Source organism: Methylomicrobium album BG8, from assembly GCF_000214275.2.
In the GTDB taxonomy this organism is placed as follows: domain Bacteria; phylum Pseudomonadota; class Gammaproteobacteria; order Methylococcales; family Methylomonadaceae; genus Methylomicrobium; species Methylomicrobium agile.
In genome coordinates this window covers 2,064,551-2,086,974 of sequence record NZ_CM001475.1, presented here as the reverse complement: position 1 = coordinate 2,086,974, position 22,424 = coordinate 2,064,551, and the positions used below count along the sequence as shown (strand labels likewise).

At 58.1% G+C, this 22,424-nt stretch carries 16 protein-coding genes; 7 read left to right on the top strand and 9 right to left on the bottom strand.

The genetic code is table 11. The annotated features are described in order from the left end of the window. Window positions 1-102: 102 nt before the first annotated feature. From glpK to METAL_RS21845, 8 genes are all read right to left on the bottom strand, one after another. Window positions 103-1,590 (bottom strand): glycerol kinase GlpK, encoded by a 1,488-nt coding sequence (gene glpK, locus METAL_RS09005; protein WP_005371619.1) that lies wholly within the window; start codon window positions 1,588-1,590, stop codon window positions 103-105. Window positions 1,591-1,594: 4 nt separating this feature from the next. After that, window positions 1,595-2,728, bottom strand: a complete 1,134-nt coding sequence (locus METAL_RS09000) for a GGDEF domain-containing protein (RefSeq protein WP_005371618.1) — start codon at window positions 2,726-2,728, stop codon at window positions 1,595-1,597. Between the two features lie 115 nt (window positions 2,729-2,843). Beyond that, window positions 2,844-4,748, bottom strand: a complete 1,905-nt coding sequence (locus METAL_RS08995) for a helix-hairpin-helix domain-containing protein (protein ID WP_005371617.1) — start codon at window positions 4,746-4,748, stop codon at window positions 2,844-2,846. 86 nt (window positions 4,749-4,834) lie between these two features. Beyond that, window positions 4,835-5,572: a cell division protein ZipA C-terminal FtsZ-binding domain-containing protein gene (locus METAL_RS08990; RefSeq protein WP_005371616.1), complete on the bottom strand. Its 738-nt coding sequence runs from the start codon at window positions 5,570-5,572 to the stop codon at window positions 4,835-4,837. Beyond that, entirely contained in the window at window positions 5,572-9,081 is a 3,510-nt protein-coding gene (gene smc / locus METAL_RS08985) for a chromosome segregation protein SMC (RefSeq protein ID WP_005371615.1), read from the bottom strand. Before smc ends, METAL_RS08990 begins: the two co-directional genes overlap by 1 nt. Window positions 9,082-9,187: 106 nt before the next feature. Next, window positions 9,188-9,919 carry a tetratricopeptide repeat protein gene (locus METAL_RS19925; protein ID WP_005371613.1) on the bottom strand — a complete coding sequence of 244 codons (732 nt, stop codon included), beginning with the start codon at window positions 9,917-9,919 and terminating at the stop codon, window positions 9,188-9,190. Between the two features lie 77 nt (window positions 9,920-9,996). Beyond that, window positions 9,997-10,398 carry a hypothetical protein gene (locus tag METAL_RS08975; protein ID WP_031431586.1) on the bottom strand — a complete coding sequence of 134 codons (402 nt, stop codon included), beginning with the start codon at window positions 10,396-10,398 and terminating at the stop codon, window positions 9,997-9,999. A gap of 342 nt (window positions 10,399-10,740) precedes the next feature. Then, a complete protein-coding gene (locus METAL_RS21845; protein ID WP_005371608.1) occupies window positions 10,741-10,872 on the bottom strand; it encodes a hypothetical protein in 132 nt (43 codons plus the stop codon). A gap of 222 nt (window positions 10,873-11,094) precedes the next feature. Between METAL_RS21845 and METAL_RS08970 the strand changes: the two genes are divergently transcribed. Further along, complete coding sequence (locus tag METAL_RS08970; RefSeq protein ID WP_005371605.1) at window positions 11,095-11,472, top strand: hypothetical protein; 378 nt, start codon at window positions 11,095-11,097, stop codon at window positions 11,470-11,472. A 28-nt stretch (window positions 11,473-11,500) separates the two neighbouring features. Further along, window positions 11,501-11,926 carry a hypothetical protein gene (locus METAL_RS08965; RefSeq protein WP_005371603.1) on the top strand — a complete coding sequence of 142 codons (426 nt, stop codon included), beginning with the start codon at window positions 11,501-11,503 and terminating at the stop codon, window positions 11,924-11,926. Window positions 11,927-12,018: 92 nt separating this feature from the next. Here METAL_RS08965 and METAL_RS08960 read toward each other — a convergent pair whose 3' ends face one another. After that, window positions 12,019-12,207 carry a DUF2970 domain-containing protein gene (locus METAL_RS08960; RefSeq protein WP_005371601.1) on the bottom strand — a complete coding sequence of 63 codons (189 nt, stop codon included), beginning with the start codon at window positions 12,205-12,207 and terminating at the stop codon, window positions 12,019-12,021. A gap of 97 nt (window positions 12,208-12,304) precedes the next feature. Between METAL_RS08960 and metH the strand changes: the two genes are divergently transcribed. The 5 genes from metH (at window position 12,305) to METAL_RS08935 (ending at window position 22,391) form a co-directional block, all read left to right on the top strand. Continuing rightward, complete coding sequence (metH, locus tag METAL_RS08955) at window positions 12,305-15,979, top strand: methionine synthase (RefSeq protein WP_005371599.1); 3,675 nt, start codon at window positions 12,305-12,307, stop codon at window positions 15,977-15,979. An 82-nt stretch (window positions 15,980-16,061) separates the two neighbouring features. Beyond that, a complete protein-coding gene (locus METAL_RS08950) occupies window positions 16,062-16,568 on the top strand; it encodes a TIGR00645 family protein (protein WP_005371598.1) in 507 nt (168 codons plus the stop codon). Continuing rightward, window positions 16,568-16,819 carry a glutaredoxin family protein gene (locus METAL_RS08945; protein WP_005371596.1) on the top strand — a complete coding sequence of 84 codons (252 nt, stop codon included), beginning with the start codon at window positions 16,568-16,570 and terminating at the stop codon, window positions 16,817-16,819. Before METAL_RS08950 ends, METAL_RS08945 begins: the two co-directional genes overlap by 1 nt. Before the next feature lie 218 nt (window positions 16,820-17,037). After that, on the top strand, window positions 17,038-18,852 hold the full coding sequence (gene typA, locus METAL_RS08940) for a translational GTPase TypA (protein WP_005371595.1): 1,815 nt from the start codon (window positions 17,038-17,040) through the stop codon (window positions 18,850-18,852). 335 nt (window positions 18,853-19,187) lie between these two features. Then, a complete protein-coding gene (locus METAL_RS08935) occupies window positions 19,188-22,391 on the top strand; it encodes an RHS repeat domain-containing protein (protein WP_245549501.1) in 3,204 nt (1,067 codons plus the stop codon). Window positions 22,392-22,424: the final 33 nt, after the last annotated feature.

The window sequence follows — 22,424 nt, the reverse complement described above, 5'->3', positions numbered from 1 at the left end:
AACCAGAATCCATCTTTCTTTTTATGCCGTTCGCGGTTAGCCGGGCTATAATCCGCTTTCTTGCCAAGAATAGCAATATGCCGCTCTCCCGCTCGTCGGCCTTTACGGGCCTCTCCATCCCTTGACGCTCTCGACGGCCTTGCGCCATTGTTTTTTATGAGCTTCCCGCACGCCGGCCGGCATAGTGCCCTCAAAGGAGCGATCGGCCCGCCATTTATCGGCCAGTTGATCCAAGGTCCATGCCCCCGTGGCAATCCCCGCCAGATAGGCCGCGCCCAGCGCGGTCGTTTCGAGATGCGCCGGGCGGACCACTTCGAGCCCGGAAATATCGCTCTGAAACCGGGCGAGAAATTGATTGGCCGCCGCGCCTCCGTCGATCCGTAACTGGCTGACCGGCCTGCCGCTGTCCTCGGACAGAATCCGTAAAATATCGTCGACCTGAAAAGCCATGCTTTCCAGCGCGGCGCGGATGATATGCGCCGCGGTTGTACCGCGGGTCAGCCCGAAGATCGCTCCGCGCGCGTCCGGATCCCAATCCGGCGCGCCGAGCCCGGTGAAGGCGGGCACGAAATAAACACCGCCGTTATCGCCGACCGAGGTTGCCAGCATTTCGCTGTCGGCGGCCGAGCCGAGCAGATGCAGGGCGTCGCGCAGCCACTGAATGGCCGCGCCGCCGACAAAAACGCTGCCTTCCAGCGCGTAGTCGACCCGGCCGCCGATCTGCCAGGCGACCGTGGTCAACAGCCGATGCTTCGAGAGAATTTTTTCGGCGCCGGTATTCATCACCAGAAACGAGCCGGTGCCGTAGGTGCACTTGGCCATGCCCGGCTCGACGCACAGTTGCCCGAACAGGGAGGCCTGCTGGTCGCCGACGACAGCGCCAATCGGCATGCCTGCGCCGATCTCCTCGCTGCGCGTCAGGCCGTAGTATTCGCTCGACGGTCTGACTTCGGGCAGCAAGGCCGCCGGAATTCCGAACAGGTCAAGCAATTCTTCGTCCCAACGGAGGGTTTCGATATTGAAAAGCAGCGTACGCGACGCATTCGATACATCGGTGATGTGCAGTTCGCCCCGCGTCATTTTCCAGACCAGCCAGGTATCGACGGTGCCGAACGCCAGCCTGCCCTGCCGCGCCCGGTCGAGCGCGCCGTCCACATGATCGAGAATCCAGCGGATCTTGGTCGCGGAAAAATACGGGTCGAGCAGCAGGCCGGTTTTTGCCCGCACCCTGTCTTCCCAGCCGGCCGCCTGCAAGCGCGCGCACTGCCCGGCGGTGCGCCGGTCCTGCCAGACGATCGCGTTGTAAATCGGCTTGCCTGTCTGCCTGTCCCAGATGACCGTCGTTTCGCGCTGATTGGCGATTCCGATCCCGGCAATCGCTTCCGGGCCCAAATCGAGCCGCTGCATCGCCTCGCGGCATACCGAGGACTGGCTCTGCCAGATGGTTTCGGGATCGTGTTCGACCCAGCCCGCTTGTGGAAAAATCTGCCTGAACGCCTGTTGGGCGACGGCTGCGGGCCTGCCCTCCGGATCGTAGAGAATGCAGCGCGAACTGCTGGTCCCTTGGTCGATCGACATCAAATAGCGCATCGGCTCAAGCCTTTAGCAGCGCAAACGGCCGGTCCCGCGGAATGTCGTGGTATTCGATCCGGTTGCGACCATTATTTTTGGCCTGGTACAAAGCGGAATCGGCGGTGTTGATCAAGCATGAAGCGGCTTCGGCGATCGTCAACGGATCCCTGCGATCGGAACGATAGGTCGTCAGTCCGATGGAAAGCGTCACAGGTATCGTGATTTCGCTGAAAGTGATTTTGAGAGACTGCACATTTCTCCGAATCCGTTCGGCGATTTCACAACCGGTCGACTGATCGATATTGCTCAATAAAACCACGAATTCCTCGCCGCCGTAACGGGCCAGCACGTCATTATTCCTGAGCTGGTTTTTGATCGCCTTCGCCACGATCGATAACACGCTGTCACCCGCCAGATGGCCGTATTTGTCGTTGACCGATTTGAAATGGTCGATATCCAGAAACAGGCAGGTCAACGGATCGCTGTTGCGCTGGCAGCGGGCAACTTCCTCGCCGATCCGCTGTTCGAGAAAACGGCGGTTGTTGACGCCGGTCAGCGTATCGACATAACTGGTACGGCGAATCGTTTCGATATTCAGGCGATTCTCCAGGCAGATGCCGACCACCATGCTCAAATGGGCGAGAAAATCGTCCGTAATCGAGCCGAAAAAACGGCCGGGCCGGCTGCTGCCCAAATTCAGCGTGCCGAGGTATTCTCCCCGTTGGTACAACGGAATAATCGCGATATGGGCCAAAGGAATAGCGTCGGAAACGAAAAAATGCCCGAAATGCTCCTGCACGAAGGACCCAAGGTAGGAATGCAGGACATAGCCGAACTTTACACTGAACAATTCCTTGTCGCACAGCAAAGTCAGACGTCGATGATGCGCCGGATCGAACGATTCTTCGGCGAGCAACTGGCTCAACTCACCGGACTCGTCAAGCAGGCAGAGCGTGACCTGATCGAGATCGAAAACGGCTTTCGCGCTGTCCAGGATATAGCGGATCATTTCTCCCAGCGAACTCTGATCGAACAGGCGCATCTCGAAAGTCTGGAAGTCCTTCAACATCGAGCTGCCTTTTCTGATGGAATCGAACAGGCCACTGATGTGGCTTTCCAACACAATCAAATCCGTCGTCAAGTCGTTTTCCAGCATGGCCTCTCTCCGGCAATTCGCAGGTCATCGCCTCTTCCCTGGCAAGCTTAACGCTCCCTTATCCTCCTGCTTCGCTAGAAGTTTATTTCATATCACACTAATTTGTAAATAAAAATTAGTCAAACATCGCCAGATATTCGACTTCGCTGATCACCTTCACCCCTTTTGCCGCGGCTGCGCTGATTTTCGCTGCGCCGACATCTTCTCCGGTCACCAGAAAATCGGTCTTGCCGCTGACTGCGCTGGCGACCTTCGCGCCCAGCCGCTTGGCTTCGCGCGTCATCTCCTCGCGCGAACCGTGCGTCATCGTGCCGGTGAACACGATCGTTTTGCCCGCGATCGGGCTGGCGGGCTGCGCCTGCTCGCTGCGCAGCGGCGTCCTGGCCAGATTGAAGCCGAGCGCATGAATTCGCATGAAATCGTTCTTGATTTTCGCCAGATTCGCAATCACCGCCTCGCCGGTCTTCTGTGCGAAGCCTTCGATCGAAACGATGTCGTCCAACGTCAGGTCGAAAATGGCCAGCAGCGGAAAATGCCGCAAAAGCCGCTCGCAGTTGCCGAGCCCCATCCGGTAAATGCCGAAAGCGCCGAGAAAGCGCCAGTCCTCGATCGAATCCCGGCGGCTCCGGGCCAGTTGATCGAGCAGATTCTGCGAGGTTTTCTCCCCGAAACCGAGCTGCTGCAAATACTGCCGGTCCAGTTGGTAGATTTGGTAAACCGAATGGATCCCTGCCGCATGCAGTTTCTCGATCGTCTTCTCGCCGAAACCGTCGATATTGCCGAGCGTCCTGAAAAAATGCTCGATCGTATTCTCGATTTGCGCCGGACACTGGACCGGATTCGGGCAATACAGATAATCGCTGTCCCAGATCAGCGCGGTACCGCAACTCGGACAGGTTTCCGGAATTTGCGGCGGTTGCGGAACGATGACCCGTTCGATTTTCGGGATCACCAATCCCGAACGGATCAATTCGATCACCGCGTCCTCGCCGATCCCCATTTCTTTCACCATTTTGTAATGGTGCGCGGTCGCGCGCGAGATCATCGCGCCGCTCAATTTGGTCGGCTCCAGCTCGGCGACCGGATTCACCCGGCCGGAACGCGAGGTCTGCGGGGTTACCCGCAGCACTTTGACGACCGCGGTCTCGATATTGTTTTTATAGGCGATCTGCCAGCGGTGATGGTGGCGCGTCGCGCCCATGTGCTGCCTGATCCGGACATCGGTCACTTCGAAAATCACCCCGTCGACATCGTACTCGACCTTGGCCGGCACCGCGTGCACAATCGTCTCGAACTGCTCCAGAATCTCTTTTACCGAACCTTGCCAGTCCGGCAGCTGCGCAAACGGAAAGAACACCGCGGCGTGGTTCTGAATCGTCGCCAGCGCGTGTTCTTCGAGATCCTTTTCCTTGATGATGCTGGCCTGGAAATTACGCGCATTTTCAAAATAATCGGCCAGATGCGTCGCGAAATAACGCTGGTTCACCACGATCTCGCCGGCGCCCTGCCCGCGCCGGCCGTCGCCGGCGACCACGAGGCCGCGCTCGAACACCCGGCTGATGTCGGTCCCCTTGCGGCCGTCGCCGCGGGTATAAAGCATTTTGCCGTCGTCGTAAGCCGCAAAGCCGTCCAGCTTCGGCGTCGCTCGAAAACGCAGCCCTTCGAAATCGATGCCCAGTTCCTGCGCCGCTTTTTCGACCCGCTGCAGCCATTTTTCGATGCCTTCCTTCGAGTAGGCTTTCTCGGTCGACAGCATCATCTCGGGCAGCGCGACCGTTTTACCGACAAACGCTTTTTCGGGCTCGACCGTTTCCAGATAAGGATGATCGGGATGGCGCCGGCGCAACTCTTCGAGAAACACGAAATCGTACACGGCATCCAAAAGGATCGGTTCGCCGCGCCGGTAATATTCGTTGCAGACCTTCAAAAATTCGACCAGCTCGTCGTCGGATAACCGGTCGGGCCGCGCCTCGGCGGCGATTTTGAGGATGGCTTCGGGTGGGGTGTGATTTTTATTCAATGGAACTGACCGGCAACAAAAAAGGCCAGACGGATCATCGCTCTCGGGCGAGAAATCCGCCTACGTCAAAATTTTTCCGATAAGTATTACAGGCTCCGGCGAATCAATTCCACCGTTTTCTCGCTCAACGGCCTGTGCTCGTGGTCGAGCACAGTGCCGTCCAGTTCGGCCGCCATGAACACGGCCGTCTGCACGAAGTCGTCGAATACCGGCACCGCGTCTTCCAGCTCGCCGGGCTGCATGAAAAAGATAATGCCCGGGCAATAGAAGTCTTCCAGATCGTGCTCGGGGAAAGTGCCCGGAGGCTGCATGCTGGCGACGCCGAAATCCACCAGGCGTTTCGAGTCGAGCCGTTCGTAAATTTTTAGATTGCCGTATTCGAGGCCGGCGAGGTCGAACGCATGGGCGAGGTCGAGACCGTTAAAACCTTCGTCCTGATTCGCGATGACGCTGAACTGAATGATGCTGGGCGCGGGAAAGCGCGGCTCCGGCTCGTCATAGTCTTCAGAGTCCTCAGCTTCCGGATTCGCCTCAGCGTCCGGCTCTTCGGTCTCCGGCTCATGGTAGCGGCCCGTTTTGCCGGATGAAACCGCTGTGGACGCAACTGCCATCCTGTCGTCCTCCTCTTCCAACGTGCCGGGAAAGTCCTCGTCATCGATGGCCTTTCTCGGGGCAACCCCGGACTTCGGCGGCGTTTCGTCTTCGAAATCGTCCTCCAGACTGTCCCGGTACTTCTTGCTTTTGACGAACGCCCATGCCAGCATCCCGGTAATGATGATCAAGCCGGTTGCAATGATCACAATTCTCAATAATTCTTTATCCATCAGGTTTCCGCCAGACTGACTGCTTCTTCTAAATCGACCGCGACCATCCGGGAGACTCCCGGCTCTTTCATCGTGACACCGGCCAACTGGTGCGCGATCTCCATCGTGGCCTTGTTATGCGAAATATATAAAAACTGCACCGAGGACGACATTTCCTCGACCATTTTGGAAAAGCGGCCGACATTCGCATCGTCCAGCGGCGCATCGACCTCGTCGAGCAGGCAGAAAGGCGCCGGATTCAGATCGAAAATCGAAAACACCAGCGCGACCGCGGTCAGCGCCTTTTCGCCGCCGGACAAGAGATGGATCGAGCTGTTGCGCTTGCCGGGCGGCCGCGCGATGATGTTCACGCCCGATTCGAGCAGATCCTCTTCGCTGAGTTCCAGGTAGGCCTGGCCGCCGCCGAACAATTTCGGAAATTTTTCCTGCAGGCCGCCGTTTATTTTATCGAAAGTTTCCTTGAACCGCAGCCGGCTTTCCTTGTCGATTTTGCTGATCGCCAATTCCAGGGTCTGCAGCGCTTCCGTCAGGTCGGCATGCTGCGCATTCAGGAAATTCATTCGTTCGGTCTGCGCCTTGAACTCTTCGATCGCGGTCAGATTGATCGCGCCGAGGCGTTCGATCTGCCGGGCCAGTTCGTCGACTTTTTGCTTCCAGGCCGACTCCTCGGCGCCTTCCCGCAACTGCTTCAGCACTTCATCCGCATCGGCTTCGATCTCGGTCAGCTGTTCGTTGACGGTTTGCTGGCGCACCCGGCTTTCCTGCAGTTCGTAGCGAATCTTGTCGAGCGCTTCCTTACGTTTTTCGAGTGCGTTTTGCAGTCGCACCTGTTCCTGCGAGAACCGCGAAATATCGGCTTCGACCTGTTCCTGTAATGCGCGCTGCGTTTTCAGTTGCTTGTCGAGCCGTTCGCGGTCGAGCGTCAGTTCCTGCAACTGCTGTTTTTCTTCGTCGATCGGCTTCAAGGTATCCTGCAGTTTTGCCTCCAGCTCGGCCTTTCGGTCGAACAGTTGCCGACACTGCAATTCCAGGCGTTCGATCTGTTTCGCGGTATGATTTTCGGAGGCCAGCAGCGACTCGATCTGGGTTTTCAGCGCGAAAACTTTTTGCCGGGCGTCATGCACCCTCTGTTCGGCCGATTTTTGCTGGCCGGAGAGATCCTGGCTCGCGCTTTCGAGTTGATGTTTTTGCTGCGCCTGTTTTTCGAGCGTCTGTTCGGCCTCCTGCATCAACTGGACCGACTCGGCGATCAGCTCGGCATTCTCGGCGATATGCGCGTCGATCTCTTCCAGCTCGCGGCGCAGCTGAGCGATCCGGCGCTGCTGCTGTTCGAAACGCGCAGTTTTGGCGCTATGCTCGGCGCTGCGCAGGGTCAGCCGGCTTTGCAGCGTTTTATCTTCCTGCTGCAGCGTGTCGCGGCTGCGCTCGGCGGTCTTCAGATCGTCCTCGGCGGTTTCGAGGCGCTCCTCGAAAGCGGCGATTTCGGCCTGTAATTCTTCCTGTCGCTGCTTCAGCTGGCGCAGTTCCCGTTCGCGCTGCAGGACGCCGGCCTTGCTGTCCTGCGCGCGGATGATCCGGATCCAGCCCGGCCCGAACCAGGCGCCGTCCGGCGTGATCACCGATTCGTAGGGCTTCAGCGACAAGGCCAAATGTCTGGCCGACGCCGTATCTTCGGCACAATGAATGCCGGCAAGAATCGCGTTCAAATCCCAAGATGCTTTGACCTTGGCCGTCAGAAGTTCGCCGTTCTGCAACGCTTCGGAGTTGACCCGGAAACCGGTTTCGAACAAGGCGAGCGAATCGCCCTGCAAGCGGGGCAATTCCGCCACCACCGGCTGGGCATCCTCGACACAGATCGCTTCCAGATAGCCGCCCAGCACCGTTTCGACCGCGGTTTCCCAGCCCGGCTGCACGTCCAGGCATTCGGCCAGCCGCCGGCTGCCGCCGAGCTGCATGGCGTTCAGCCACTCGTTCAGTTTCTTGTTGTCCTTGCCCATCGCATGCTGCTGAAGCAGTTCCAGGGAAGTGATCTTGCCCCGGATGCCGTGCAGTTCGGCGCGCTGTTTGTGCAACGTGTCGTGCAGGCTTTTGATCTCGTCCCGGCGGTCGCGGCTCAGCCGTTGCGCGGCCTCGATCTTTTCGTGCAGCTCGGCCCGGTCCGTTTCGAGCAGATCGATTTCCTCGGCCAGCGCCTCGATTTCGTCTTCCAGTTCGCTGCCGGACAATTCGTCGCGCTCGGCCTGCAATTGATCGCGGCGGGCCTGCAATTGCCGATTCTGGTTCTGCAACTGCCGGGATTTGACCCGTTCGACCTCGGCCTGTTCCTGATAGCGCGCGCTTTCGGTCCGGTAGACTTCCCACTCGGCCTGCCAGTCGCTCTGCTTCTGCTGTACGCCCTGCTGCCATTGCAGGCTTTCTTCCTGACGCTGTTCGGCGATCTGTAAAGCCTCTTCCGCGGTCAGTTTCGCCTGCTTCAGGGTTTCGAGCTGCTCCCGGTCCGTATCGATCTCGCCCTGCGCCTGTTCGGCCTGACGCGTTACCCGGTCGATCTCGGTCTCGGTTTCGCGATGGGATTGTTCGTTATGGCGGATCGCCTGCTCCAGGCTGCCGACCTCCGCCACCACGCTGTAATAATCACCCTGCGCCTTATTCAGATTGTGCTGCTGGTTTTTATGATCGCCGCGCTTGCTTTCGAGCGCGCTTTCCAACGCGCGCAATTCAACGAAGACCCGATTATGCTCGTGCGCCGCTTCCTGCATCGCCGACTCCAGCGCGGCCGCGGCCGCTTGGTATGATTGCCAGCGCATCGCCAGCAATTCGAGTTTGAACTGGCGTTCCTGCTTTTTCAGTTCGGTGTATTTCTCGGCTTTCTCGGCCTGTTTTTGCAGGTGCTTCAGCTGTTTTTCGACTTCGTCGCGAAGATCCTGCAGGCGCTCCAGATTTTCGCGGGTATTCTGCATCCGGGATTCGGTCTCCTGGCGCCTTTCCTTGTATTTGGAAATGCCCGCCGCTTCTTCGATATGCAGACGCAGATCTTCCGGTTTCGCTTCGACGACCCGCGAAATGGTGCCCTGTTCGATGATCGCATAACTGCGCGCTCCGAGGCCGGTGCCCAGAAAAATGTCGGTGATGTCCTTGCGCCGGCATTTCGAGCCGTTCAGCGTGAACTGCGACTGGCCGTCGCGGCTGACCTGGCGCTTGATCGAAATGGTCGAGTAATTGGCATATTCGCCGCCCAGTTTGCCTTCCGTATTGTCGAAGATCAGTTCGACCGAGGCAGTGCCGATCGGTTTGCGGGTCGCAGAACCGTTGAAAATCACGTCGGCCATGTTCCCGCCGCGCAGGTGTTTGGCCGAACTTTCGCCCATCACCCAGCGCACGGCGTCGATGATGTTCGATTTGCCGCAACCGTTCGGGCCGACGATGGCGGTCAGATTGCCGGTGATCGGAATCGTCGTCGGGTCCACAAACGACTTGAAACCCGCCAGTTTGATTTTTTCCAGTCTCATTACGGAAAGAAGAAATGCTACGCGAACAAAATAAGCGCGTATTATCGATGATAATGCGGCGAGCGGCGACTGTTTTCAGCGCCGCGCGCCGCATCGGAACGCCAAGCTAAAAACCGGCGGCCTTGTCGCGCGCCGCCTTGGCGCCGGAGGAATCTTTCTGCAATTCGCGCGCGCGGGCGATCAGCAGCCAGCTGTGCTTCTTCAGATATCGGTCGCCGCCGGCCAGAAGCGCGGCTTTTTTCGCCAGCTCCTCGGCCTGTTTCGGTTTGGACTGCTGCAATCGTAACAGTGCCAGCTTGTAATAGAGGCCGGCATTGTTCGGCTCGATGTTGCGGGCGCGCTCGATCGTGGCTATCGCGGAATCCAGGTTCCCCGACCGGCTGCTCTGATTGGCGGCCGTCACCAGCGCGCCGACGGCCGGCGAAGACGAAGCGGACGGTTCTATCGGCTGAAAAGGGATAGGAGCCGGAACGAACGCTTCCGGCGCCGGGACATTGACTGCGGGGCCCGGAGACACCGGCGGCGCTTCGACACCGCCCGTCACGGCCGGGACATCCGCCTCCGGCAACGGCGGCAGCATTCCGTCCGTCCCGCCGGTCATCGGCGTCGGCTCGATAGGAGTCACCTGCTGATTGAATTCCGGAATCGGTGTCGTTGTCACGGTAGGTTCGGGAATCTGAGCCGGAGCCGGCGGCTGCACCACAGGCGCGCGCGGCTGTCGGTAGACCGGCGCGGGCCCCGCATGGATCGGAGCGGGATACTGCTGTTCGTAAAGTCCCGCACAGCCCGATAAAAGCCCGGACAGCACGAAAAGTATAATGAAATGTTTTTGCATCATTGATTTCTCATCTAGCGCGGAGTAAGGGCGGAAAAAATATGCCGCCCATAAAATCCAGGCCACTTTTTTCGGCGCAGTCAGGAAACTTTCTGCCCGTAATAATTGATCTTCTGCAATCGATTCAGATTCGCGCGCCGGGAATCGAGCTTCAACCGTTTGAAAATCGCCCGGACCTCCATAGCCCGGATTTCCTCCAGGGTGCCGAATCTTAACTTAAATAGGTTCTTTTTCCTACCTTCGGGGAAAAAGCGCATGATCCGGTCGACCTCTTCATCGATAACCCTTCGTGCCCGCAGCAAGTCTTCAGCCACATCCTCGGGAAAATCAAACGGATGATCGGGGTCGACGGCGACGGGAACCGTCTCCGGCTGCTTCGGCCGGCCGGCATTTTCAGGGTTCAGTATCCCGCGCAGGCGACGGCTTTTGGCCGGGTCGACAAGCGGAGGGCTTTCGCTGACTTCCGCATAAGGGGGTCCCAAGACTTTTCGTTTTGTTTCTGCGGGCATGAAGAACCGGCGGGAATGAATAAAAGGCAGACTTTATCCCGACTCGTTAGCAAATGACAAGCCTTCTACCGGCTTGACACCGGTTCGTCAAGGCAAACGGACCCGGCCGGGCGCTTGTGCCGGGTTTGGAGCCGGAATCTGAGGGGAATCGACGACCTGCCGGAAGCTATAAAGCCATCCTGGACAATCGTCAGACTGAAAGGAAGAAAGAACGTTTGAAAATAATAGGCCGCCTCTAATCCTCAATAATTTCGAGATCAGTTCAGGCGGCCTAAATACTTAATAATTAATGATTAAGCGGGTTGAGACAGAGATTTACTGCTCGTCGTCCGGGTGTGGAGCGAAAACCCATTTTACCAGGGCATACACCGCGCCAACCACCACCAGCAAACCAACAATGCCAGCAGGCGTTTTCAAAGTCTCAGTCAAATCTAAGATGAACCCCATATTAGTCCTACCTATAATTGTAAATATTTTTTAGAAATTGCCAGATTAGTAGCAAGGAATGCACATGATACTTTAGGCTCCATTAAAGTCAAGGATTAATGACGGATAAACGGCCCGGCCCCGGCCTGCGGCATTCTTTTTACCGCGTCAGTATGTCCTCGGATAGCGAGTGTGGTATAGTTTAAATTCTGTGTAATAGATTCGGACTGAGGGGATAGATTCATGCGCCACTATTTATTATCATCGGTAGCCTTGCTGGCGTCTTTCACGGCAAACGCCGATGTGCAGTTGAAGGATGACAGCGATATTCGAGGCAAATGGAATTTGTATGCGGAAGCGGCAAAGCTGGACGGCGAAAAGAAGAACGTCGATATCGTCTGGGATTTTGCGGACAACGGCATCCTGCATACGATTGCGACCGACTCGCTCGGCCGTACCAATGAGATGAGAATCGAAGTAAAATACATAGTCGAGGATGGAGTACTGAAAAAAGAAGTGTCGCCGGGACGCGGCAAATTCGAGACCTGCAAAGCCGTCGAAAAGACCGCCGACAGCATGGTGCTCAAATGTTCTTTCAATTACTTCTTCCTGAAAAAATAATAATTAAGAAAATAATAAAGGTGTAACTATGATAGGTGGAATTTTAATGGTGTTGGCCGTCATCTGGATTTATCAGTCGGCTAACAAAGCAAAAGTCAGCAATCCTTTAATGTGGGTCGCGATCGCGGCCGGCGTGTTCTTTGTCGTGCAAATGCTCTTGGTGCAGGCAAACGTCTTTATCCTGGAAGCGGTCCGGGGCAGCGAGTCCAGCGGCGATTACGAAAGAGACCTGCTCAGTGTCGGCGACAGAAAAAACCAGGGCGGCTTTCAGGGCGTGGGCGGTTATCTGCTGTCGGTCTTTTTCGAACTGATGCCTCCGCTTGCCGGCGTGCTCGCAGTGGCCTTCGTGCGGCTCAAGTTCGTTACGAAAGAATCCTTTTCGATCCACAACCTGTTTAGCGGTATCAAGGAAATGTTTACCAGCATTTCGCAAAGCTTCAAAACTCCCGAATAAAACACCACAAGGCCCCGCCCGCCTCGCTAAAAAGCTCAAGCAATGCTTGAGCTTTTTAGTTTGCGGCGGGGTCCCGGATTCCTTGATAGCGGTCAACCGGTAACCATCCGTACCAGGAAAATGATCGCGGAAACAAAAACGACCGTAAAGATCAGCCCCGCTATCAGATAGGCCGGCAACGAGCCTTGCATAAAATCTTTTTGCCTGTTTTTTTCGCTTTGCACCCCCATTGCGGCGGACAAAACACTTTTTATGACATCGACGATCGACGGTTTGGACATTCGTACCTCCTTTAAAAAAATTCGAATAATAGTGTAGTCATTCGGCCCTACCAACCGCAATTTTTCGACGACCGGCCCGACCTTTTACCTTTTGCCCATGGACAAGACCCCCGATTTAAAACAGCTCCTTTCCCAGAAAATCCTATTCCTCGACGGCGCGATGGGTACCATGATCCAAAGCTACAAGCTGGAGGAAAAAGACTACCGGGGCGCGCGTTTCGCCGACTGGGACATCGACCTGAAAGGCAACAACGATCTTCTGTCGCTGACCCAGCCCGCGATCATCAAAGCCATCCACTGCGCCTACCTGGAAGCCGGTGCGGACATCATCGAAACCAACACCTTCAACTCGACCCGGGTCGCGATGGCCGACTACCGGATGGAAGCTTTGGTTTACGAAATCAATGTCGAATCGGCGCGTCTCGCCCGCCAGGCCTGCGACGACTATACACAGCTTACGCCGGACAAGCCACGCTTCGTCGCCGGCGTGCTGGGACCGACCAACCGGACCGCCTCGATGTCGCCCGACGTAAACGATCCCGGCTTCCGTAACATTTCGTTCGACGAACTGGTCGAGGCCTACACCGAAGCCACCCGGGGCCTGATCGACGGCGGCGCCGACATCATCCTGATCGAAACGGTGTTCGACACGCTGAACGCGAAAGCCGCCGCCTTCGCGGTCGACGCCTACTTCGAACGGATCGGCCACAAGCTGCCGGTGATGATTTCCGGCACGATCACCGATGCCTCGGGCAGGACTTTATCGGGCCAGACCGTGGCCGCGTTCTGGCATTCCCTGAAACATATCGAACCGATCTCGTTCGGCTTCAACTGCGCGCTCGGCGCAAAGGAATTAAGGCAGCACATCGACGAACTGTCGACGATCGCGGATACCCATGTCTCCGCGCATCCGAACGCGGGCCTGCCGAACGAATTCGGCGAATACGACGAATCGCCGGAAATGATGGCGCAGGAAATCGCCGACTGGGCAAAGCAGGGCTTTCTGAACATCATCGGCGGCTGCTGCGGCACGACGCCTGCGCACATCAAGGCGATCGTCGAGGCGGTTTCGCCCTACCCGCCCCGAGCCATTCCCGACATCCCCAAAGCCTGCCGATTGTCCGGCCTCGAAGCGACGGCGATCGGCCCGGACAGCCTGTTCGTGAACGTCGGCGAGCGGACCAATGTCACAGGCTCAGCGGTCTTCAAACGGCTGATCGTGGCCGGCGATTACGAGGCCGCGCTCGACGTCGCCCGCCAGCAGGTCGAAAACGGCGCGCAGGTAATCGACATCAACATGGACGAAGGCATGCTCGAATCGAAAGAAGCGATGGTGCGTTTCCTGATGTTGCTCGCGGCCGAACCCGACATCGCGAAAGTGCCGATCATGCTCGATTCGTCGAAATGGGAAATTCTCGAAGCCGGGCTCAAGTGCATCCAGGGCAAAGGCATCGTCAATTCGATTTCGCTGAAAGAAGGCGAAGCGAAATTCATCGAACACGCGAAACTGGTCCGGCGCTACGGAGCGGCAGTGATCGTGATGGCGTTCGACGAAGTCGGCCAGGCCGACACACAAGCCCGCAAGGTCGAAATCTGCACCCGCGCCTACCGCATTCTGACCGAACAGCTCGGTTTTCCGCCCGAAGACATTATTTTCGATCCGAACATTTTTGCGATCGCGACCGGCATCGAAGAGCACAATAACTACGGGCTCGATTTCATCGAAGCGACCCATGAAATCAAGGCGACCCTGCCGCATGCGCTGATTTCCGGCGGCGTCTCGAACGTTTCGTTCTCGTTCCGCGGCAATAATCCGGTCCGCGAAGCGATCCATGCGGTGTTTCTCTATCACGCGATCCAGGCCGGCATGGACATGGGCATCGTGAACGCGGGCCAGTTGGCGATCTACGAAGACATTCCGGCCGAATTGCGCGAGGCGGTCGAAGACGTCGTGCTGAACCGGCATCCGCACGCGACCGAAAAACTGCTCGAAATCGCCGAACGCTACCGCGGCGACGGCTCAAGCGGCGCCGTCAAGCCCGAAGAGCTGGAATGGCGCAGTTGGCCGGTCAACAAACGGCTCGAACATGCGCTGGTGAAAGGCATCGCCGATTTCATCGACGAGGACACCGAAGCAGCCCGCCTGCAAGCCGACAAGCCGCTCCATGTGATCGAAGGCCCGTTGATGGACGGCATGAACGTGGTCGGCGACCTGTTCGGGGCCGGCAAGATGTTCCTGCCGCAGGTCGTCAAGTCCGCGCGGGTGATGAAAAAGGCGGTCGCCTATCTGATGCCGTTCATGGAAGACGATCAGGCCGAAGAACGCCAAAGCAACGGCAAGATTCTGATGGCGACAGTCAAAGGCGACGTGCACGATATCGGCAAGAATATCGTCGGCGTGGTGCTGCAGTGCAACAACTACGAGGTGATCGACCTCGGCGTGATGGTGCCGGCCGAAACGATCCTGCAGACCGCGCGCAAGGAAAAGGTCGACATCATCGGTCTCAGCGGCCTGATCACGCCATCGCTGGACGAAATGGTGCACCTCGCCAAAGAAATGCAGCGCCAGGGCTTTACGATTCCGCTGCTGATCGGCGGCGCCACCACCTCGCGCGCGCATACCGCGGTCAAGATCGAACCGAATTACGAAGGCGCGACCGTCTATGTACCGGACGCCTCGCGCGGCGTCGGCGTCGCGGGCAGCCTGCTCAGCGCCGACCTGAAAGCCGGCTATACCGAAGCGGTGCGCGCCGAATACCGGGAAGTTCGAGAGCGCCATAAAGGCAAAGAGGCGAAGACCCAGCAGCATCCGATCGAAGCCGCCCGCCGGAACCGAGCCGCGTGGAACGGCCATATCCCGATCAAACCCTCGTTTCTCGGCATCCGGGCCATCGACCGCTTCCCGCTGGAAACCCTGGTCTGGTATATTGACTGGTCGCCGTTCTTCCAGACCTGGGAACTGGCCGGGCGCTATCCGAAAATCCTGGACGACAGCGTGGTCGGCCTTGAAGCGCGCAAACTGTTCGACGATGCGCAAGTGATGCTGCACAAAATCATCAACGAAGCATGGCTGACCGCCCGCGCGGTGATCGGCTTTTTCCCGGCCAACAGCGACGGCGACGACGTGATCGTGTACGCAGACGAATCGCGCGCCAAAGTCCGCGCCGTGCTGCACCATCTGCGTCAGCAAAACGTGAAGGCGCCGGGCCGGCCGAACTATTGCCTGTCCGACTTCATCGCGCCGAAAGAGCAAGGCATCGCCGATTACATCGGCGCGTTCGCGGTGACCGCCGGCGTCGGCATCGAAGCGAAACTGGCCGAATTCGAACGCGATCACGACGACTACAGCGCCATCATGCTGAAGGCGCTGGCCGACCGTCTGGCAGAAGCTTTGGCCGAATACATGCACCAAGCGGTCCGAACCGATTACTGGGGTTATGCGAAGGACGAAAAACTCAGCAACGAACAATTGATCGAGGAAGCCTACCGCGGCATTCGTCCCGCCCCCGGCTACCCGGCCTGCCCGGACCATACCGAAAAGGCCAGGCTGTTCGAGCTCTTGAACGTCACCGAGAGTACCGGCATCACCCTGACCGAAAGTTACGCGATGTATCCCGCCGCGGCAGTCAGCGGCTGGTATTTCGCGCATCCGGAAGCACAGTATTTCAACGTCGGCAAAATCAACCGGGACCAACTGCAGGACTATGCCAAACGCAAAGGCATTGCCGAAGAAGTCGCCGAACGTTGGCTGTCGGCGCATCTGAATCATTGAAAGCACTGGTTCAAAGTTCAGAGAGCAAGGTTCAAAGCTCCCGATTTCTTGCACCCTAGACCTTGAACCCTGAGCCCATCCCATGTCATTAAAAGAAAAAATCGAACACTCCCTCGAACGCATCCTGTACGGCAGCCGCTGGATCCTGGCGCCGGTCTATGTCGGGATGAGCCTGGTCGTCGCCGCGCTGTTCATCAAATTCTTCCAGGAACTCTATCATTTCCTGCCACACCTCCTGGAGATGAACGAAACCGACCTGATCCTGAAAGTGCTGGCCCTGATCGACCTGACCATGGTCGGCAGCCTGATCGTAATCGTGATGTTCAGCGGTTACGAAAACTTCGTTTCCCGTCTGGATATCGCCGAAGACGCCGAAAAACTCGACTGGCTCGGCACCCACGACTACGGCTCCCTGAAGATGAAGATCGCCTCGACCATCGTCGCGATTTCGTCGATCCATCTGTTGAAAATCTTCATGAAGATCGAAGACACCCATAACGATAAAATCCTCTGGTACGTGGCCGTGCATCTGACGCTGGTCGTTTCGGCCCTGCTGATGAGCGTCCAGGACAAGATGAGCAAACACTGATGCGCTTCTTATTGCTCGGCACCGAAGGCTGCCACCTCTGCGAAGAAGCCGGGGAAATCGTCGCGGCGTGCGCACCGCATTTCCCGGTCGAATCGGTCGACATCGCCGAACATCCGGAATGGCAGCCCGATTATGCGCTGAAAATCCCGGTTCTGCTGGAACCGGCAAGCCGCCGCGCGCTCTGCTGGCCGTTCGACCTGCCGCAGGCAGCCCATTTTCTGCAACAGTTCGGTGAAGCGGTTTCGCGTTAAAGCCGGACGGACGGCTACCCTCCATGCGGCTCGCCTGGAACGCCGCCCATCGGCGTCCAGCGGCGATTTTTCGGTGACTCGTTGAACGATAAAAACACCGGGCCGGCTTTTGTGTATAATTCCTTTCCTTAACCCTCGTTTACCCCCAAATCCCTTTTGCGATGCGGGCACGGGATGCGCCGCATCGAATCATTCGCTAACCCTTTCAAATTGACTCAATGGATATCAATAAATTAAGAAACGTCGCGATCATCGCGCACGTCGATCACGGCAAAACTACGCTGGTCGATAAACTGCTGCAGCAATCCGGCACGTTTGCCGCGCACGCGAAAGTCGCCGAGCGGGTCATGGACTCGAACGACCTGGAAAAAGAACGTGGTATTACCATTCTGGCCAAGAACACCGCGCTGGACTGGAACGGTTACCATATCAACATCGTCGATACGCCGGGCCACGCCGATTTCGGCGGCGAGGTCGAGCGGGTACTGTCGATGGTCGACTCGGTGCTGCTGCTGGTCGACGCGGTCGACGGCCCGATGCCGCAGACTCGCTTCGTGACCCAGAAAGCGTTTGCGCTGGGCCTGAGACCAATCGTCGTAATCAACAAAATCGACCGCCCCGGCGCACGCCCGGACTGGGTCGTCGATCAGACGTTCGACCTGTTCGACCGCCTCGGCGCGACCGACGAACAGCTCGATTTCCCGATCGTCTATGCTTCCGCACTGAACGGTTTTGCCGGCCTGGAACCGACCGTCACCGGCGGCGACATGACGCCGCTGTTCGAAACGATTGTAACGCACGTCAGCCCGCCGGACGTCGATCCCGACGGCCCGTTCCAGATGCAGGTGTCGAGCCTCGACTACAACACCTACGTCGGCGTGATCGGGATCGGCCGGATTCAGCGCGGCGCCGTCAAGACCAACATGCAGCTGACCATCGTCAGCCGCGAAGGCGAAGAGCGCAAGGGCCGCATCCTGCAGGTGTTCGGTTTCCACGGCCTGGAGCGGGTCGAAGTGCCGGAAGCGAATGCCGGCGACATCATCGCGTTTACCGGTATCGAAAAACTTGAAATCTCGGATACGCTTTGTCATCCCGATGCAATCGAGGCCATGGCCCCGCTGACCGTCGACGAGCCGACCGTTACGATGACATTTCAGGTCAACAATTCGCCGTTTGCGGGCAAGGAAGGCAAGTTCCTGACTTCCCGGCAGATCCGCGAGCGCCTGGAAAAGGAATTGCAGCACAACGTGGCGTTGCGCGTCGAGGACACCGGCGATCCGGACAAATTCAAGGTTTCGGGCCGCGGCGAGCTGCATTTGTCGGTATTGATCGAAAACATGCGCCGGGAAGGCTTCGAACTCGGCGTTTCGCGCCCGGAAGTGATCCTGAAGGAAGTCGACGGCGAAAAACATGAGCCTTTCGAAATGGTCACGATCGAAGTCGAGGAAACTCACCAAGGATCGATCATGGAAAAACTCGGCGAGCGCAAAGGCGACTTGTTGAATATGGTGCCGGACGGCAAAGGCCGGGTGCGCCTGGAATATAGGGTGCCCTCGCGCGGCCTGATCGGCTTCCAGACCGAATTCATGACCTCGACTTCGGGTTCCGGACTGTTCTACCATGTGTTCGATCATTACGGGCCGATGAAAAAAGGCGAGCTAGGCGCCCGAAAACGCGGCGTGCTGATCTCGATGACTCAGGGCAAGGCGCTGGCTTATGCGCTGTTTGCGTTGCAGGAACGCGGCGAGCTATTTCTGGTGCATGCCGATGAAGTCTATGAAGGCATGCTGGTCGGCATCCATTCGCGCGCAAACGATCTGGTCGTGAACCCCTGTAAAGCCAAGCAGTTGACCAACATCCGCGCAGCCGGCACCGACGAGAACCTGATTCTGGTACCAATTCAGAAAATGACGCTCGAACAGGCGCTCGAATTCATCGACGAAGACGAATTGGTCGAAGTCACGCCGAAATCGATTCGGCTGCGCAAGAAACTGCTGCTCGAACACGAACGGAAACGGGCCGCAAAAAGTTAACTACTTAATAGCAGGGGCTGGGCTTCAAGCCCAGTCCCGAATGTCCGCCGTCTGCACAACCCCCGCTGTGATTCTCTTTATATATGGCCCACGGCCCTACACCGCATGCCGCTCGTCAATGCAAGAAAAAACGCCGTCCCGATAACCCCCAATGCCGTTAAGTTTAGCTCCAAGGCGTTGCAAAGCTGGCTTTGCAAATGACGTAACTTTTTTAACGGATCAGGTGAGGTGAATATCCTTCTCGAACGTCTTCTAGTTAAATGAGCCGATAGAGTCGGCAATCTAGTGATTACCGGATGTTCAGCCCATCGAATTTTCCCACCCTGAGGACGAGCATGTATTTCCTTCCCCCAGCGCGACTGATCTGGCGAGCTTACCTTTGGCTCTCACTGTTATGCCTTCCCTACCTGGCGTTAGCCGATCCGGGCCTACCCTATGAGCAACTGCCCGGCCAGATGCAATGGGAACAGAACGACAGCGCGCGCGTACCGCAGGTCGAGTTCCAGTCGGAACCGCTGTCCGGCGCAACGCTGCTGAAAGAAACCGACTACCGCGGCGAAGGCCAGTTTCCGTTGGTCTTTGCCCGCATCCGCACTTCACCGCAGTTTTTAATGACGGAAAACTGCGATTCTCTCGCCGGAATGAGGGGTTGGATACACAGTTATTCGAGTTGCTTGATCGATCATCTAAACTACGATGGTCCTTCAAGCAACCGTACGCTCACCGTCTGTACATGGGGTGTGTGCACAATGTTCGAGGAAACCTTGAAGCCGCGTTCGAAGGACGTGCGCGACACCTTGGTGGCGAACGGCGTGATCAACGGCACGAGTTATCGCTGGGTCTATACCCATTTCCAATCCGGCATCCGCGAAGCCTACAACGGCCTCGGTAATCTGGTAGCCCGCTTCGACCGGTCCGGCATCGAGCACCGGGTGGTTTACCAATCAATAAACGGCTTCAACCGGATCAGCACGGTGACCCACGTGCCGAGCGGGCGCGTCTTGCGTTTCCAATATAACCAAGGTTGGCTGGTTTCGATGACCGATCCGGCTGGTCAAATCTATGCTTACAACTTCAGTAACAACTCGAATACGGTGACCTTTCCGGTGGCGACGGCGGGGGTTATACCGTTAGTCAGGCACTATACCCAAGGAACTTTAACTTTAAGGGCGTGTTACGACGCGGGCGGTATCGAGAATATCCGCAACGCTTATACCTATTTGCATACGGTATCGGAAGGCGAACGTACCTTGTTGGATACGACCTTCAATTGGCCATGCAGTACGAATTTCCCCACTTATTCGCGCATCGAGCAGGCCGGGCACAATGCTAAAAACCGAGTCCAACAGCGTAGTATTCTAACGGAAAAGCTGACCGAACAGTTTGCCGACAGCGATACCGCCGACTACCGGTCACTGGTCTACAATCGAACTTTTACTCAAACGAATGCTACCGATATAAGAAGCCCGATTTACCGTCCGAAAGGTGTCAGCCTGCGGTGCGACGATTGCGACGGCGATTTTAAAACCGCTACCTATAACGCCAAAGGCGACCTGTTGAGCCGCACCGATTATCTGGGCCGGGTCACCACATTCACCCGCGATCCCCGGGGCCTGCCGCTGACCGAAGTGGAAGCCGCCGGCACCCCGGAAGCGCGCACCACCACCCGCACCTGGGACAGCCGCTTTCCGCTCAAAACCGCGGAAGTGCGCGGCGCGGTGGCCAAAGACTGGCGCTACAACGACCGCGGCCACTTGATCAAGGAAATCGTCCGGCCGGCCACGGAAACCCTGGCCTACGACAGTTGCCGCACCGGCTCCACGACCTGCCACCAGACCGTGTATAGCCACACTTACGATCCCACGACTCAAGTCATCGTGCGGACGGTCAAAACCGGCCCGCGTCCGGAAAACGGCAGCACCGTCACCGACTACCGAAATAACGGCGACCTGTGGAAAACCACCGACGCCCTGGGGCGTGTCGGGGAAGTGGTCGGCGTCGATGCGCACGGCCATGTCACCGATCAGGTCGACATCACCGGCGTGCATACGGTCACGACTTACAATGCCCTGGGCCAGCCGTTGTCGGTCGCGGTCGGTGAGGACGTGACCCGCTACGCCTACGCCACGGACGGCCGCCTGCAAACGCTGACCCGCCCCGACGGCAGTCAATTGAACTACACCTACACGCCGGCCGGCTCGGTAAAAACAGTCAGCCTGAGCGCGAACGGCCGCACCGATACGGTGGCGTATCAACGCGACAGCCGCGGCAAGATTCTGCAGACGCTCGCCAGCCAAACCGGGCAGGCGGCGCAGCGTTGGGAACAAGGTTTCGATGAGCGGGGCCGTTTGATCTCGGAACGCGACGGCTCCGGCAGTTGGTCTTCCGTGTCGGTCTATAATGACAACAACCTCGAAACCCGCACCTGTTTGAGCCTGGAAATCTGCGACTTGACCGGCTATACGGCCCTGGATCAAATCAACGAAAAAACGCGGGCGCCGATGGCGGACGACCATTCGCTCGCCCTTTCCATTCCGTTGTTCGATCTCTGGTACGACCCGGCCGGCCGGGTCAACCGGGTGGTCGATCCGAACGGCGTCGAAACCCGCTTGAGCCACACCGAGCTGGACCGCCACGACCGCGAGGACTCGGCCGACTTCGGCCTCCGCCAGGCCGACTTCGATCTGGCCGGCAATGAAACCTACCGCGAGGACCCGGACGGCTACGCCAGCGATAAAACCTACGACCCGCTGGATCGGCTGCAACGCGCCGCGTACAGCGATAACGGCGTGCTGGCACAGACCTGGGACGTGCCGACGTTGGCCGGCGAACCGGCCGCCTCTGCGCTTGGCCGCCTGACCGGACGCAGCCGGCTGAATGCCGCCGCCGAAGGGAACCTCACCGTCAACGAGGCGTTCCGTTATAATGCCCGCGGCGACGTGACCGGCTACCGACAATCCTTGAGCGGCCGCCCGGATTTGACCTTCACCACTGCCTACACCGCCGGCGCCGACGCCGCCGGCAAGCCGACGCGGATCGACTATCCGGGCGGCTTGACAATAACTTACCGCTACGGCACCGACGGCCGCGCCACCGAGGTCCTCGCCACGCTCGGCGCGACGACCTTGACGCTGGCCACCGACATCCGCTGGCAGCCGTTGCTCCATCGCTTGTCTCGACTGACTTTCGGCAACGGCCTGACCTATACCCGCGAACGCGATGCCGGCGGGCGGCTGTCTGCTGTCACGTTAACGCAGGGCGCCTCGGCCTTGTACCGCTTCCCGGTCGGCTACGATGCCCGCAACCGCGTGGCCCGCTACGGCAACACCTTCTTCGCCTACGACGACCTCGACCATCTGGCCGAACACCAGGACACCGAGGCGCACTTTCTGCTGCGCCACGACCCTAACGGCAATCTGGAGCAAATCCAGGCGCTGAACACCAACGGCACACTCCGGGCCTACACGAACCTGATCTACACCGGCAACCGCCTGACCCAGGAAACGCGCAAACGCCCGCCCCGGCCGAAGGCGGCCTGAACGGCTCCAACGGGCCGTACCGCTACGACCTGT